Below are 14,115 nucleotides of genomic sequence, written 5' to 3' on the forward strand. Positions count from 1 at the left end.
GCCCAGGGGTCCACCCTGGGCTTGTCGGTACTACCCAGCGATCCTCGGTTTTCGGACGTTTCGCTTCGATGCCTTCTGCCGCGCACGCTCCTAGGCTGGAATGTCGAAGACCGGAACACCAGGAGAGGCGCACGAAGACACTCCGTGGGCCGTCCTGCAAACTGGACCGGTTGGATCTGATCCGCTCAAAGCATTTCCCCCGGATCTGGAGCAGACGCTGGAGAAAGTCCGACCAACTGCGTTATTGGACATGCCGTCTTCGGGCATTGCCCAGTCACTTGGCAACCGGTGGATTTCGCATCCTGGGCATTGACCCCTCAATCCGCGCGGTTGCTCGGAACCAATACCCACACGCAGATGCCGCCACCGGGCACAGGCTCCACACGCAGTAGTCCTCCGACCGAACGGGCGCGGTGGTGCATGCCCCGGATGCCACTGCCGAGAGCAGACGCCATCGCGCTGGTTTCTGGCGGCGTGCTGGCACGCACACCAGAGCCGTTGTCGCGGATCTGCAGTGACCAAGACTGGGCTTCGGGGGCGTAGCGCACGGTCACCACTACCTCACTGGCCTGGGAATGTTGCAGTACGTTGCTCAATGATTCCTGCACGATCGCGATTAGCTGGGCAGTGCCCTGTGGGTGCAACGGGTTGACACCATCGGGCACGTCGATATCCCACACCATGGCGATACCGCGTTGTTCCAGTACAGGCCGCATGCGGTGGCGCACGCGTGCCAGGCGATCGATGAAGGGTTCGCCCGCGCCATCCATTGAGTCAACAACCAGGCGGATATCGAGCATGCACTGCTCAAGGATGGTGCGTACCTCGTGATCGGGAGTGGGCCGAGTGCTGAGCAACGTCATGGCGCTGACCAGTTGGGAGCCCAGGTTGTCATGCAGGTCGCGAGCGATGCGCTGGCGCTCGGCCGCCACTTCGGCGCTGGGGCGCACGCTTCGCCGGGGGCGCCACTGCAGGGCCCTCGGCAGTTGCCACACGAGCAGCATACCCAGCACTATGGAGATGCTTACCACCGTCATTTCCCACCAGGGCGCGGCAGCATCGTTGCCCTGCCATCCTGGCCAACTGCGCCGGTAGAACAGCAGCCACACGGTAAGCACCAACTGCATCAGCCACAGGCCGACGCAGACCATGGCCACCAATGGCGGACGGGCACGAAACACAGGAGGACTCCCTTCGTTGCGCAACAAGACCATGCCACTCAGGCAGGAAGGCGTGCCGGTGCTGGGCGCAACCTGCTAGAACAGACCTCGCAGCGACGCAAACCGCACGGCTTGGGCGCGGGTGCGCACCTGCAGCTTGCGGTAAATATTGCGCAGGTGGGTGTTCACCGTCATGCTGCTGATGAGCAGGCGGGTGCCCACCTCTGCGCTGGTGTAGCCGCTGGCCACCATGCGCAGAATTTCCTTCTCGCGTGCAGACAGACGGTTGGCCTCGTCAGGTACTCGCCGTTTCGATTCAGCCGAGTGCGTGCGGTCAAAGCGTTGCAACAGGCGGCGCGCCAGGTTTGGCGTGATGGAGGCCCCCCCATTCGCCACCTGCAGCACGGCCTGCGCATAACTTCCGAACCACGAGCCCTTACCCACGTAGCCAGCGGCGCCCAACTCGAAGGCTCGCATCACCTGGTCATCGTTCTCCATGACGGAGATGACTACAGCCTGGGCGCTGGGACGCACGGGATTGAGCAGTTCGAGCAGGCTGAAGGCGTCGCCGTCACCCAGGTTCAGATCGACCAGAAGCACATCGAACTCGTGGAGTCGAATGGCCTTGCGCCCCTCACGCATGCTGCCGGCCTGGGCCACCAACATTGTGCGCGGGTCGGCCATGAGCTGCTGGGCGATAACCAGGCGCACATGTGGGTCGTCGTCCACCAGCAGCACGCGTACCGGGCTAGTCTCTTGCCCCACCAGGAAAGCAGGCCATAGCGATGGCGGGTTGTCATAGCTTAGGAACTGCTGCGGCGGCAGGTAGGCCGGCTGGTGCAGATGCGGTTTCAGCGCCGGTGCCGCATGCGGCTGTGCTCCACCCGCCTGCGGATGCGTCCGCACCAGTGTTGCAATGTCTCTGGCTTGCCCATCCTTGATCGTCATGCGCTCATCTCCTAGTGGGCGCCCAGAATCTGCCTGCAATCTCCCAGAAGATCGCACAGCGCAAGACGCCCACCGAGCAGTCGATGCACCCGCAGCTACCTCTCACACCCCGTTTACCACTGGCCATCTAGCCTGTGTGGAATGGCGCCACAGTGCAACAAAAAGCAAACCACCCCTAGCGGAAAATATCCTTGTTGCACAAGTTGCAAATAGTAACTACCAAGTTTTTTTGCGGATTGCAGCTCTTTCTGGCGGCGCAACATCGCGCTGCATCCGGCTTTTAATGCGCAAACCGGTAGTCGGGGCTCCCCCGCCTTAGGTAGCCGCGGCTGTGTATTCGCTCTGCGGCGCCCCAGCCAGACACTGGCCTCAGGCAGTAAGGAACGGTAGCAGATGCCTCGCCAAGCGAGCAGCGCCACCGGCCCGAACTGCCCCGCCGTGCACCGCAGATCCGCTGCGGCGCAAACCGTATGTAAGACGCATCCACCATCGAAAGAACTGCCATGAAAACCCTCGCTTTCCTCGCGCTGAGCGCCATTGCTTCCGCCGCCATGGCCACCGGCCCCGTCTCTTCGAGCCCCGACATCAGCATCACCGGCAACTCCACGCAATCCGCATCGCTGACCTCTGTGGCCGTGCGCAACAACTCTACGGGCTCCAAGAGCGAGGCCTTCCAGAACCTGGCCACCAATACCGGCAATGTCACCATCAGCGGCAACTCCACGCAGTCGGTCAGCGGCCGCGGCGGCAGCGTCACCAATACAGCCAGCGGCAGCGACGCCTATGCCAGCCAGAACCTGTCGACCAACTTGGGCGAGGTCACCATCGGCGGCAATTCGCGCCAGACCACCACCCTGGTGAACGCCACGCTGACCAACCTGTCCAGCGGCAGCAATAGCAAGGCGGTACAGAACATCGCCAGCAACAACGCCTGCTTTACCTGCCAGCCCACGCGCACCAGCAGCGGCGGTGGCTACGGCGGCCACTGAGCCCGGCCTTTGGCCGCCACCGGGCGTGCACGCCATGCCCGGCGGTCAACCCGACTCTGGCCCGTCTTCTTCGCAAAAGGTGTTCCATGAACTTCGCCCCCTTCCTCATGTCCGCCATAAGGGTTCATCATTGCGCCCTGGCTATGGCTCTGGCCTGCTCGGCAGGAGCCGTCTGCGCGCAGGCGCCCGGCGAAGACCCGGTGCTGCTGACCAAGAAGCTCATCGTGCAGATGCAACCCACTGGCACGGCGGCCGCCTCGACGGGGCTGGACGCCAACGGCTCGACTCCAGCCTGGTTGCGCGCGCGCATAGCCCGCTACGAGGCACGTGCGTTCGCCGAAGACACCACGGGAGTGCTGACCAACAATGACGTGGTCACGACGGCCACCGCCCAGGGCATGCAAAAGACCTGCGTGCAGGAAGTGGGCAGCAACACTGTGCCGGCGAGCACGGGGCGCTACGGAGCAAATCAGGCACCGCAGGTCGTGGTGCTGCGGGGAGACCTGGTCAACATCTGCCGGTAGGCATGCCCCTGACCAGCGAGAAACAGAGAACATGGCCCGCCGCATAGGTGCGCGCAAGGGCCAGAGGAACCAGAATATGCCCTCCCCCAATATTTCGTTGCCGGCTGACGGCCTGGGTTCCAGCGCTTGGGTGTCCCGCTCGGCAGCATGGGTTGCTCTGACAGCAGTTGCACTGGTGCTGCTTGCCGGCTGTGCCATGCCCATGGACCCACGCAAGGACGCCGACTTCCTCTCGCGAGCGTCGGTGGCAGACCGACCCGCTGTGCGGCCGGCGCGCTCACTCTCGAGCTTTTCCGATTCGCTGATGTGCATGGACCGCTTGCTGCGCGACGCGCAGTTGCCAACCACGCTGATCACGAGCAAGCAGATTCCCGATGCGTCGAATCGCGTGGCAGTAGCCACAAAAGAGATGGTGATCACCGCGCTGTCGCAGATGTCGCGTCTGAGCAATGCGTTCCGCTTCGTGGACTATGAGGTCGACATCGCTCGGCAGGACACGGTGCAGAACCTCACCACCATCCTGCTCAACAACAACCAGATGCAACTGCAGCGGCCCGCGCTGTACCTGTCGGGGGCGGTGGCCTTCGTGGACCAGAACGTCATCAACAACCGGGCGGACGCGGGCCTGTCGGGCCCGCGGGTGGACGTGGGTTACAGCCAGAGCCGCAACGCCACCATCATTGCACTGGAGATGCACCTGGGCGACTTTCGCACGCGCACGCTTATCCCCGGGCTGGACTCCGCCAACGAGGTCATCGTGGGCACAGGCGGCCAAGGGGTGGACCTGGCCGGGCGCATCGGCAGCTATGGCGTGCAGTTCAACGTGGGCCGCGACTACACACAGGGCTCAGGCAGCGCAGTGCGCACTCTGGTGGATCTGGCCACCATCGAGCTCATTGGCAAGTGGGCGCGCGTGCCGTATTGGCAGTGCCTGACGCTGGAGCAGAACCATCCTGATTTCCAGCGCCAGTTGCGCGACTGGTTTGACGAGGGTGGCCCATCGGTGCGCACGCAGCTTATTGTTCGCTCGCTGGCCAGCCAGGGCTATCTGGACGCGGGCAACGAGGCCACGCCTGACCATAGCCCGCGGTTGCGCATGGCGCTTGCGCGCTTTCAGGCCGACAACGGCATGGTGGTGAGCGGCGCAGTGGACTTCGCCACGTACGAGCGTGCGCTGCGCCATTTTGTGCGCCTGTCGCCCGACGGCACGCTGGCCCGCGTCGGCTGGGACAGTGGCCATGCTCGACCCATCGAAGTGGCTGCGGTCGCCTCCGTGGGCGATGTACCTGTTGCAGCAGCCCCCGCAGGCCCCAGGTACGGCGCGCCCGCTCCTGCCCGCACCATCGACCTCCAGATCGAGAACGTGCTGCTGGATCGCACCGCCTTCGAAGTGGGCGAGCAGATCTTCCTATCGGCCACAGTGTCGCGCGCCTCCTACCTTCAGTGCTATTTGGCAGACGCCACCGGCACCATCATCCGCCTGCTGCCCAACAAGGCCAACAGCACGGGCTGGGCATCGGCCAACCTGGCCATCCGCATCCCGGATTGGATGAGCCCCAACCCTGGCTTCATCATGGACGCGGCGAGCCCCGGAACCGAAGGCGTGGCCTGTTTCGCTACCGACGAGGACAGCACCCCCCGTCTGCCTGAAGAACTGCGAGGCCCGCCTCTCAAACCCATTCTCGGCTACCGGGCGCTCGAGAAGCTCAACGAGGCCTTTGCTGCCGCGTGGGGAAGCGAGGGGTATACCGGCAACGCAGTGTTCTGGAATGTGGCGCCGCGACCGGGGCCGGCCATGCCCGCCGCTGCACCCGCAGGTGCGCCGCGCAAGTGAGCATTCCACCCCGAAGGCGAGCCATGCGCACAGAGACAGCCACGCCCCTCACACGCCGGTTCAATGCGGCAGGGCTCGCCGTGTTCGTGTGCTGTGGTCTGTTGTTGGCGTCTGCGGCCAGCACCCAGGCATACGCACGTGCCCTACCCGGCCCGCAGGAAGACGCGCCGCTGATCGAGCGCTCGGCACTCGGCGCAGCAGCTCCACTGCGGCCCAGCCCCGAGGTCGCTGTGCTGGACAAGACCTTGCAGGCCCTGCGTGCCACGGCCCTGCAGGAGCCAGCCGCACCGAGCGACGGCTCCGCCCCACCTCACGCGCGACAACGCACCACCGCACCCCGCACGACGCAGGGCAATAGTGCGCCTGCCGACGCGGCCTGGCTTCTAGGCCTGCTCGCATTGCACGGACTGGCCATGCCCGCGGATCTTCCGCTAGCCCAGCACTGGTTCGAACGCGCTCACTTGCTTGGCCACCCACTGGCAGCCGCGGGCGCGGCATGGTGTCAAGTCAGTGGCTGCGTCTCCCCGCCCAGCCCCAGCGGCGCGCTGCGCTTCATTGCCCCGCTGCGCCGCACCGACCCGGCTCTGGCCAGATACCTGGAATGGCACGTGGCAAGGGCAATGGCGCCTTTGCCCCCGCCCACTGCGGCCTTGTCACCCGCCAAGGGCCCGGTAGCGCAACTGCTTGCGGATGCGGCGCGCGCAGGCAATGTTCAGGCACAGAACGAGCTTGGACTGGAATACCTTGCCGCAGGCCATCTGGAGCAGGCGCTGGCGCAGTTCCAGGCGGCAGCGCCGCGCTCTTATGCAGCCGCAGCCAATGCCGACCTGCTTGCCGGCCGCATGGGAGTTGCAGGCGAAGGAGGCCCCGCGCACCGCGCGGGCACCGCACGGACCGAGCCAACCCGCCCCGAAGACGTGCGCCGGGGCGCCGCAGACCGCTACCAGCAGGCCCGTCGCTATCACCAGGGCGATGGCGTGCCGGCCAACTACACCGAGGCCGTGCGCCTGTACCAATTGGCTGCGGCCGGCGGCGACCTGCGGGCCAGCCAGATACTGCAGCAGATATTCTCGCGCCCAGGCCCCGGCGGCTCGATCGACATCGCCTGGATGCAGCAGTTGGCCCCACCGGGCCGCCTGGACCACAACACCGGCATGCGCCAGGGCACGACAGCCCCCGCCGGCCCCACTGGATGGCAGCGCGACCCCAGTCCGCTATACGATCGCGTACCAGCCGAATGGCGCGCCCAGAGCACCGGCGCCGTGCGCTGATGCGCTGATGCGCTCCACATCGAAGCGGACCATTCCTACTCGGTCTGCCCAATAAGCGGCCACATCATCAGCATTTGATGGACCAAGGTAGTGCTGCCCGTGGTGGGGTTGGTGGTTTCGTTGGTGAAGCGCTTGGAGCCCAGGGTGGGCTGTTCGTCGCCAAATGCGCTGTAGGCCCATTGCCAAGCCACCTGGCCGTCGGGCTGTGTCAACTTGCGCGGGGTGTTCAGGTGGTCGCTGTGCACGGCATACGCCACCCCATTGACGATGGCGGCAATGGGCATGGGGCCGTTGGCCGTGGGCAGGTAGATGTACTGGGTGGTGCCGGTGCTGTTGCTGCCGCCCATGCCGTATTCGCCCAGCAGAGTGCCGTCCTGGCCGTAGACGTAGGCGAAGCCGAGTTTCTCGTCACAAGCCGTCATTTAATCGCTATGTGCTTGCGCACTGCCCAAAATCAACAACGCGCACGCCCCCATCGACTTGGCAAGCCACGTCAACATTCCAGCCATCGCACGGTTACTTTTTTGAACAAGCCGGTACGGCGAATTGCAGCCAGCGATTCATGAAGTCTCACACAGTAGGGCGACTGCAAAGAATGTTTACAACAGCGGTTGGTGTTTCACCAACGGGTGTTCAGGAGCAGACGCTCAGCGCCTGGGCCCTACACATCCCGCGCCAACCGCACCCCCGAAAACTGCCACCGCGCAGTCGCCGGAAAGAAGTTGCGGTAGGTCGCCCGCACATGCCCGGCCGGCGTGGCGCACGAGCCCCCGCGCAAGACATACTGGTTGACCATGAACTTGCCGTTGTACTCCCCCACGGCACCCTCGGCCGTGCGAAAGCCGGGGTACGGGGCGTAGCTCGACTGGGTCCACTGCCAGGCATCGCCGAACATCTGCGCCATGCCCGCGCCCTCTGCCGCGCCGGGGTGCAGCAGTGCATCGGGGCCGTCGGCAAAATGGCCCTGCAGGGGCTGGCGCGCGGCGGCGCATTCCCATTCGGCCTCGGTGGGCAGGCGGGCGCCGGCCCAGCGGGCGTAGGCGTCGGCTTCGTAGTACGACAGGTGTACGGCGGGCAGTGCGCTGGCCAGGGGCTGCAGGCCGGCCAGGGTGAATTCGTGCCAGGCGTCACCCTCATCACCACCGCCCTGCCCTGCGCGGTGCCAATAGATCGGTTGCTCAAGGCCCTGCGCGGTGCGCCAGTCCCAGCCTTCGGCCAGCCAGTGCACGGGGTTGCGGTAGCCGCCGTCTTCGATGAAGGCGGCGTATTCGCCGTTGCTCACCAGGCGCGATGCCAGGGCGTGGGGCTGCAGGTAGACGCGGTGGCGCGGCAGTTCGTTGTCGAAGGCAAAAACGCCGTTGTTATTGTTGTTGTTGCCACCGGCATGGCCGATTTCGACCACGCCGCCGTCGCTGCGGTGCCAGGTGAGGGGCTGGGCGGGGCCGCTGCCTACGGTAGTGGCTGGCTGGAGGGCGTGGTACGGCGGGAACAGCGGGTTGCACGACAGCAGGTGCTTGATGTCGGTAACCAGCAGCTCCTGGTGCTGCTGCTCGTGGTGCAGGCCCAGCTCCACGAGGGCCAGCAGCTTGGCGTTGCCGGCGTGGCGGGCCAGCAGGCGCTGCATGCGCTCGTCCACATTGGCGCGGTAGGCCAGCACTTCGGCCAGCGAGGGGCGGGTGAGCAGGCCGCGCTGCGGGCGCGGGTGCTTGGCGCCCACGCCGTTGTAGTACGAGTTGAACAGCACGCGGAACGCGGGGTGGAACGGCGCAAACGCCAGTTCATGCGGTTCCAGCACAAAGGTCTCGAAGAACCATGTGGTGTGCGCCAGGTGCCATTTGGCGGGGCTGGCGTCGGGCATGGACTGGGCGCAGGCGTCTTCCGCCGACAGGGGGGCCGCCAGCGCTACCGAGCGCTGGCGCACGGCGGCATAGTCGGCGGGCTGAGGGGGCGGGTTGGTCGTCGTCGCCAGCGTGTTCATCATCCTGCCAGTGTGCCCCAGCGTGGCAGCATTCGGCTGGGGGAGTCGCGTGCCGTGCAATGGTTGTGGCGGCGCAAGCCGCGTGTCAAGGCTGCGCATGCACCACCGCAAACCAGCCACGTGGATCGGTCCAGGCCTGGGCACGCGAGAAGCCGGCGCGCGCCAGCATGTCGGTAAACACGGGCAGCGTGTACTTGTAGCTGTTCTCGGTGTGGATGCACTCGCCCGCCGCAAAGTCGCGCACGCCGCCGCCCTGCCAGCGCACCTGCAAGGGCGACATGGCCTGCAGGTGCATTTCGATGCGCGACTGCAGGGTGTTGAAGAAGGCCAGGTGGCGCCACTGCGCGGGGTCGAAATTGCTGCCGATGAGGCGGTTCACATGCGTGAGCACGTTGAGGTTGAAGGCAGCGGTGACACCGGCGGCATCGTCGTACGCGGCCTCCAAGACATCCACGTCCTTGGGCAGGTCGATGCCGATGAGCAGGCCACCGTTGGCATGCGGTTCGCCCTCGCCGTCGACCAGGTCGCGCATCTGTTCGAGCAGCATCAGCGCGTGCGGCGGGTCGAAGTTGCCGATGGACGAACCGGGGTAGAACACCAGCCGCCCGGTGCGCGGGATGTCGGCTGGCAGGGTGACGCCGCGCGTCATGTCAGCGCCCACGGCGCGGGCGTCCATGCCGGGGAACTCTTCGCGCATGCGGGCGACGGCGTCGTGCAGAAAGTCGGCCGAGATATCCACGCCCACAAAGCAGGCCGGCGCCAGCGTGCGGCACAGGGTGCGCGCCTTCTCGCAATTGCCGGCGCCCAGCTCGATCAGCGTACGGCCGTGGCCCACGGCGTCGGCAATGGCGGCGGCGTGCTGCTGCATCACCGCGTGCTCGGTGCGCGTGGGGTAGTACTCGGGCAGGCGGGTGATGGACTCGAACAGCTCTGAGCCGAGCTGGTCGTAGAAATACTTGGGCGAGATGGTGGCGGGCTGCTGCAGCAGGCCCGCGGTGATCTCGTCGAACACGGACGGGTCTGCCAGCGCGGGCACGGGGGCCTGGGCGCTGTCGGGCTCGGGGGCCAGCCCCTCGAAGGCTTCGAAGGCCAGGTGGGGTGGCTTGGCATTCCAGGCCGCCTGGCGCGGCGCGCCCTGGGTTGGAAGCAAGGGCGATGGAGTCTGGAGGAGTGCTTGGGCCATGGTTCGGTAGGTTAGCGGCGGAGCCAGGGCCCCAAAGTAGGACGAGCGCGCATGTGCCTGATCATGGGGCATCCTGGATGTTGCTGCTGGGGCGCATCGGCGCAGGTGTTCCTGTCATCGGGCCATGCCACCATCATGTCGCCCCGGAGCAGGCGCGGCAAGCCCTGTTGTGGCTGGCCCGCATTTCGCTTGCAGACACATCTTTGCCACAAATACACCAGACAAGGACACACCGCCCCATGGATTCATTGACCCAGATCGCCCTGGGCTGCGCCGTCACCCTCGCCACCATGGGCCGCCGCACCGCCGCGTGGAAGGCGGTCTTCTGGGGCGCCGTGGCCGGCACCCTGCCCGACCTGGATGCCTTCATCGACCATGGCGATGCCATGCTCAACATGGTGCTGCACCGCAGCAGCAGCCATGCCCTGCTTTACCTGACCCTTTTGTCAGGCCCGCTGGCCTGGCTGGTGGCGCGCATGCATGGCGAGATGCGCTACATGCTGCGCTGGTGGCTGGCGCTGTGGCTGGCGCTGGTCACGCACCCGCTGCTCGACGCGATGACCATCTACGGCACGCAGCTGCTGTACCCGTTCACCAACTACCCTTATGGCGTGGGCAGCGTGTTCATCATCGACCCGATGTACACGGTGCCGCTGATCATCGGGGTGGTGGCCGCACTGGTGGCACGCGGCAGGGACGGCAGGCGCGGCCTGCGCTGGAATGCCTGGGCGCTGGTGTTCAGCACCGCCTACCTGGGATGGAGCGTGCTGGCACAGCAGCATGTGGAAGGCATTGCGCGTGCATCGCTGCAGTCGCAGGGCATCGCCGCAGAGCGCGTGCTGGTGACGCCAGCGCCCTTCTCTACCGTGCTGTGGCGGGTGGTGGCGATGACGCCCACGCACTACCTGGAGGGCTTTCGCTCGCTGGCCGACGGCGGCAACCAACCCATGCGATGGACGCGCCATGAGCGCGGCGCGGACCTGTTCGCCACCTACCAGGGCAACGCGCATGTGCAGCGCCTGTCGCGCTTCACCCATGGCTTCTACCGCATGAACGAGGCAGGTGGGCATGTCTACATCACCGACCTGCGCATGGGCATGGAGCCTGCGTACTCGTTCCACTTCGACATCGGCACGCCGCAGCAGGTGCTGGCCGGTACCGCCAAGGCGCGGCAAGAGTTGCAGCGGCCGGACCTGGAGACAGCCCTGCCCTGGCTGTCGCGGCGCATCCGAGGGATTGACGACGGCGCGCGCCCGCCGCCTGCCCCGAAGGCCGAACCCAGCTGAGCGGGTGGGCAGTACAGACGGCGCTGCTGGCAGCAGCTGTCTGTATCTTGCCGGGCAAGGCGGCTGCGCATAGAGTGGGCGGTCCACCGACCACCCCGAGGCCCCGCCATGCTCCAGATGCGCCCCAGCTGCGAATGCTGCGACAAAGACCTGCCCCCTGATACGACTGCCGCGCGCATCTGCACCTTCGAGTGCACCTTCTGCAGCACCTGTGCGGGCGGCCCACTGGGCGGCATCTGCCCCAACTGCGGCGGTGAGCTGCTGCAGCGCCCGCGCCGGCCGGCGCCCAAGCTCGCGAAGTTTCCCGCATCGACCGAGCGCGTGCACAAACCGCAAGGCTGCGGCCCGGTGCTGGCATGAGCCTCGCCACGCTGCTGGTCTTTGCGCTGGTGGCCCTGGTGGCCATTGCCACACCCGGGCCCACGGTGCTGCTGGCGCTGGCCAATGGCTCGCGCTATGGCGTGCGCCGCTCGGTGCCGGGCATGCTGGGCGCGGTAGCGTCGGACTTCGTGCTGGTGGGCGCCGTGGCGCTGGGCCTGGGCGCGCTGCTGGCGGCCTCGGAGTTCTGGTTCTCCGTCGTCAAGTGGGTGGGGGCGGCGTACCTGGCCTGGTTGGGCGTGCGCCTGCTGCGCTCGCAGGGCGGGCTGGACCTGTCGCAGGCCGGCGGTGCCGAGGGCGTGACGGCCCGCAGCGTCTTTGCCAAGTCGTTCCTGGTGGCGGTCACCAATCCCAAGGGCTATCTGTTCTGCTCGGCCCTGCTGCCGCAGTTCATCGACGCGAATGCGCCGCAATGGCCGCAGTACGCAGCCATTGCAGTGGTGTTCGCCGGCCTGGATTTCGCAGTGATGCTGGCCTACGCCATCGTGGGCGCTAAGGCGGTGCAGTTGCTGCACCGCCGCGCCGTGCTCTGGCTCGACCGCTGCTGCGGCGGGGCGCTGTTGGCGCTGGCCGGGTCTTTGGCGTTCTACCGCCGTAGCGCCTAGAACCGGTAGCCCAGGCCCACGCCGACCAGCACCGGATCCACTTTGAAAGTCCCCGCCTTGGCGCCGCCAGCGAACACGTCGGCCTGGATGTAGACCTTCTTCACGTCCAGGTTCAAATACAGGTTCTTCGACAGGGGAATGTCCACCCCCAACTGCAGCGCGCCGCCCCAGCTGCTCTTGTCGATGCCCACGCCGGCAGGCAGGTGCACGCTGGAAAAGCGCGTGTAGTTCAGGCCCGCACCCACATAGGGTTTGAAGCCGGGGGCGTCGAAGTGGTACTGCAGCAGCAGCGAGGGCGGCAGGTGCTTGAGCGTGCCGATCTTGCCGCCGAGCGTGCTGGCGCGCACATCGTGCTTCTGCGGCACGGTGAGGACCAGTTCGGCGGCGATGTTCTTGGTGAAGAAGTAGGAGACGTCGACCTCGGGGATCACCTTGTCGTTGATCGACAGGCCCAGGCCGGTGGTGTCCTTGTTGGCGCTGGCCAGGTTCACGGCGCGGGCGCGCACCAGCCAGGGGCCTTCGGATTCTTGCGCCATGGCGGCGCCGGATGCCAGCGCGCAGGCGGCCACCAGGGCCAGGTTCAGCAGCTTGTTGTTCTTCATGGGAGCGATTCGATGCGGTTGCACGGGGACGACCCCCGTGCATGCATTGGGCCCCCGCGCGCAGCGATGCGCCTTGCCACAGATCAACCATAGGCACCGCTGGCGCGGCGCGCCACCGACCCAGCGCCCAGGCTTCGATCTGGATCAACAATCTGTGCGCCACCCGCGGCGCATGAAACTGGCGCGGCCTAAGCCAGCGCCCCCGCGCAAGGGCCGCCCCGCCGCGCTGGGGGCGTCCCCCTCCCGAATCGCGTAGCGAGTCGAGAGAGGGGTGAAGGCGCGCAGCGCCTCAGGGGGTGCTTCACTTCAGTGCGCGGCCGCGCCCTTGCCGCGCATTTTTTGCACGGCGGTCACCACTGCCACCACCAGGCCGCCGGCAATGATGCCCACCACGGCATTGAGCAGGTTGGGGACCAGCACGGCCCACAGCCCGCCCACGGGCCACAGGGCGGACGCAGCGCCTGCACCCTCCACGGCGTGGTGCAGGGCCGGCACGCCATGCACCAGGATGCCGCCACCCACCAGGAACATGGCGGCCGTGCCGGCGATGGACAGGAACTTCATGAGCCAGGGCGCCGCATTGACGATGCCCGTGCCCAATGCCTTGGCCACGGCGCTGCGCTTGTTGTTGAGCCACAGGCCCAGGTCGTCAAGCTTGACGATACCGGCCACCAGGCCATACACCCCCACCGTCATGATGACGGCGATGCCCACCAGCACGGCCACCTGCTGCGCAAACGAGGCCGTCGCCACCGTGCCCAGCGTGATGGCGATGATTTCTGCCGAGAGGATGAAGTCGGTGCGCACGGCGCCCTTGATCTTGTCTTTTTCCATGGCCACCAGGTCCACGGCGGGGTTGGCATTGGCCTGGGCACGGCTTTCGTGCTCGGCCTCGTCCTTGCTCTCGCTGTGCAGGAACTTGTGGGCAATCTTCTCGAAGCCCTCGAAGCACAGAAAGGCGCCGCCCACCATCAGCAGCGGCGTGACGGCCCAGGGCGCGAAGGCGCTGATCAACAGCGCTGCCGGCACCAGGATGGCCTTGTTGACCATGGAGCCCTTGGCGACGGCCCAGACCACCGGGAGCTCGCGCTCGGCGCGCACGCCGGTGACCTGCTGGGCATTGAGCGCCAGGTCGTCGCCCAGCACGCCGGCCGTCTTCTGCGCGGCCACCTTGGTCATGACCGACACGTCGTCGGCCATGGCGGCGCTCTTCTTGGCCGCCACCTTGGTCATGAGGGCGACGTCGTCGAGGATGGTGGCGATATCGTCCAACAGGGCTAAAAGGCTGCCAGCGGCCATGGAATGTCCTTGAGATTGCGGTGAATGCGCGACTATAGCAATGCGCAGGGTCCGTCCC

General features: G+C 66.4%; 14 protein-coding genes. 7 read left to right on the plus strand and 7 right to left on the minus strand.

The genetic code is table 11. The annotated features are described in order from the left end of the window. Positions 1-317 precede the first annotated feature (317 nt). Together QYL93_RS08545 and QYL93_RS08550 are read right to left on the minus strand one after the other, a co-directional pair. Positions 318-1,181, minus strand: coding sequence for a sensor histidine kinase (locus QYL93_RS08545; protein ID WP_305743275.1), 864 nt, complete (start codon positions 1,179-1,181; stop codon positions 318-320). Between the two features lie 75 nt (positions 1,182-1,256). Further along, positions 1,257-2,108 (minus strand): response regulator transcription factor, encoded by an 852-nt coding sequence (locus QYL93_RS08550; RefSeq protein ID WP_305743276.1) that lies wholly within the window; start codon positions 2,106-2,108, stop codon positions 1,257-1,259. Between the two features lie 503 nt (positions 2,109-2,611). Between QYL93_RS08550 and QYL93_RS08555 the strand changes: the two genes are divergently transcribed. From QYL93_RS08555 to QYL93_RS08570, 4 genes are all read left to right on the plus strand, one after another. Continuing rightward, a complete protein-coding gene (locus QYL93_RS08555; protein WP_305743277.1) occupies positions 2,612-3,097 on the plus strand; it encodes a hypothetical protein in 486 nt (161 codons plus the stop codon). An 86-nt stretch (positions 3,098-3,183) separates the two neighbouring features. Continuing rightward, positions 3,184-3,621 carry a hypothetical protein gene (locus QYL93_RS08560; RefSeq protein WP_305743278.1) on the plus strand — a complete coding sequence of 146 codons (438 nt, stop codon included), beginning with the start codon at positions 3,184-3,186 and terminating at the stop codon, positions 3,619-3,621. A 196-nt stretch (positions 3,622-3,817) separates the two neighbouring features. Then, a complete protein-coding gene (locus QYL93_RS08565; RefSeq protein ID WP_305743279.1) occupies positions 3,818-5,455 on the plus strand; it encodes a DUF4384 domain-containing protein in 1,638 nt (545 codons plus the stop codon). Positions 5,456-5,478: 23 nt separating this feature from the next. Beyond that, positions 5,479-6,726, plus strand: a complete 1,248-nt coding sequence (locus tag QYL93_RS08570; protein WP_305743280.1) for an SEL1-like repeat protein — start codon at positions 5,479-5,481, stop codon at positions 6,724-6,726. Between the two features lie 35 nt (positions 6,727-6,761). Here the strand turns inward: QYL93_RS08570 and QYL93_RS08575 are convergent, their stop codons facing one another. The 3 genes from QYL93_RS08575 to egtD all read right to left on the minus strand — a co-directional run bounded on the left by QYL93_RS08575 (position 6,762) and on the right by egtD (position 9,887). Beyond that, the gene (locus tag QYL93_RS08575; protein WP_305743281.1) at positions 6,762-7,148 is read right to left on the minus strand and encodes a hypothetical protein; all 387 of its coding nucleotides are present in this window, start codon (positions 7,146-7,148) and stop codon (positions 6,762-6,764) included. Between the two features lie 239 nt (positions 7,149-7,387). Then, positions 7,388-8,704 carry an ergothioneine biosynthesis protein EgtB gene (gene egtB, locus QYL93_RS08580; protein ID WP_305743282.1) on the minus strand — a complete coding sequence of 439 codons (1,317 nt, stop codon included), beginning with the start codon at positions 8,702-8,704 and terminating at the stop codon, positions 7,388-7,390. 85 nt (positions 8,705-8,789) lie between these two features. Continuing rightward, positions 8,790-9,887: an L-histidine N(alpha)-methyltransferase gene (gene egtD, locus QYL93_RS08585; RefSeq protein WP_305743283.1), complete on the minus strand. Its 1,098-nt coding sequence runs from the start codon at positions 9,885-9,887 to the stop codon at positions 8,790-8,792. A gap of 239 nt (positions 9,888-10,126) precedes the next feature. Between egtD and QYL93_RS08590 the strand changes: the two genes are divergently transcribed. The 3 genes from QYL93_RS08590 (at position 10,127) to QYL93_RS08600 (ending at position 12,156) form a co-directional block, all read left to right on the plus strand. Then, on the plus strand, positions 10,127-11,173 hold the full coding sequence (locus QYL93_RS08590) for a metal-dependent hydrolase (protein ID WP_305743284.1): 1,047 nt from the start codon (positions 10,127-10,129) through the stop codon (positions 11,171-11,173). Between the two features lie 108 nt (positions 11,174-11,281). After that, positions 11,282-11,533: a DUF1272 domain-containing protein gene (locus QYL93_RS08595; protein WP_305743285.1), complete on the plus strand. Its 252-nt coding sequence runs from the start codon at positions 11,282-11,284 to the stop codon at positions 11,531-11,533. Next, positions 11,530-12,156 carry a LysE family translocator gene (locus tag QYL93_RS08600; protein WP_305743286.1) on the plus strand — a complete coding sequence of 209 codons (627 nt, stop codon included), beginning with the start codon at positions 11,530-11,532 and terminating at the stop codon, positions 12,154-12,156. Before QYL93_RS08595 ends, QYL93_RS08600 begins: the two co-directional genes overlap by 4 nt. Here QYL93_RS08600 and QYL93_RS08605 read toward each other — a convergent pair. Both QYL93_RS08605 and QYL93_RS08610 read right to left on the minus strand, forming a co-directional pair. Next, the gene (locus tag QYL93_RS08605) at positions 12,153-12,758 is read right to left on the minus strand and encodes an OmpW family protein (RefSeq protein WP_305743287.1); all 606 of its coding nucleotides are present in this window, start codon (positions 12,756-12,758) and stop codon (positions 12,153-12,155) included. The genes QYL93_RS08600 and QYL93_RS08605 overlap by 4 nt on opposite strands. Positions 12,759-13,064: 306 nt before the next feature. After that, a complete protein-coding gene (locus tag QYL93_RS08610) occupies positions 13,065-14,057 on the minus strand; it encodes a DUF808 domain-containing protein (protein ID WP_305743288.1) in 993 nt (330 codons plus the stop codon). Positions 14,058-14,115: the final 58 nt, after the last annotated feature.

It is taken from the genome of Acidovorax sp. A1169 (assembly GCF_030704685.1).
In the GTDB taxonomy this organism is placed as follows: domain Bacteria; phylum Pseudomonadota; class Gammaproteobacteria; order Burkholderiales; family Burkholderiaceae_C; genus Acidovorax.

What these genes read in the sequence shown, in the direction of transcription:
- QYL93_RS08570 (WP_305743280.1), top strand. Translation starts at nt 5,479, where the DNA reads ATGCGCACAGAGACAGCCACGCCCCTCACACGCCGGTTCAATGCGGCA.
- QYL93_RS08610 (WP_305743288.1), bottom strand. Translation starts at nt 14,057, where the DNA reads ATGGCCGCTGGCAGCCTTTTAGCCCTGTTGGACGATATCGCCACCATC.
- QYL93_RS08600 (WP_305743286.1), top strand. Translation starts at nt 11,530, where the DNA reads ATGAGCCTCGCCACGCTGCTGGTCTTTGCGCTGGTGGCCCTGGTGGCC.
- QYL93_RS08565 (WP_305743279.1), top strand. Translation starts at nt 3,818, where the DNA reads ATGCCCATGGACCCACGCAAGGACGCCGACTTCCTCTCGCGAGCGTCG.
- egtD (WP_305743283.1), bottom strand. Translation starts at nt 9,887, where the DNA reads ATGGCCCAAGCACTCCTCCAGACTCCATCGCCCTTGCTTCCAACCCAG.
- QYL93_RS08555 (WP_305743277.1), top strand. Translation starts at nt 2,612, where the DNA reads ATGAAAACCCTCGCTTTCCTCGCGCTGAGCGCCATTGCTTCCGCCGCC.
- QYL93_RS08575 (WP_305743281.1), bottom strand. Translation starts at nt 7,148, where the DNA reads ATGACGGCTTGTGACGAGAAACTCGGCTTCGCCTACGTCTACGGCCAG.
- QYL93_RS08550 (WP_305743276.1), bottom strand. Translation starts at nt 2,108, where the DNA reads ATGACGATCAAGGATGGGCAAGCCAGAGACATTGCAACACTGGTGCGG.
- QYL93_RS08605 (WP_305743287.1), bottom strand. Translation starts at nt 12,758, where the DNA reads ATGAAGAACAACAAGCTGCTGAACCTGGCCCTGGTGGCCGCCTGCGCG.
- QYL93_RS08595 (WP_305743285.1), top strand. Translation starts at nt 11,282, where the DNA reads ATGCTCCAGATGCGCCCCAGCTGCGAATGCTGCGACAAAGACCTGCCC.
- QYL93_RS08590 (WP_305743284.1), top strand. Translation starts at nt 10,127, where the DNA reads ATGGATTCATTGACCCAGATCGCCCTGGGCTGCGCCGTCACCCTCGCC.
- egtB (WP_305743282.1), bottom strand. Translation starts at nt 8,704, where the DNA reads ATGAACACGCTGGCGACGACGACCAACCCGCCCCCTCAGCCCGCCGAC.
- QYL93_RS08560 (WP_305743278.1), top strand. Translation starts at nt 3,184, where the DNA reads ATGAACTTCGCCCCCTTCCTCATGTCCGCCATAAGGGTTCATCATTGC.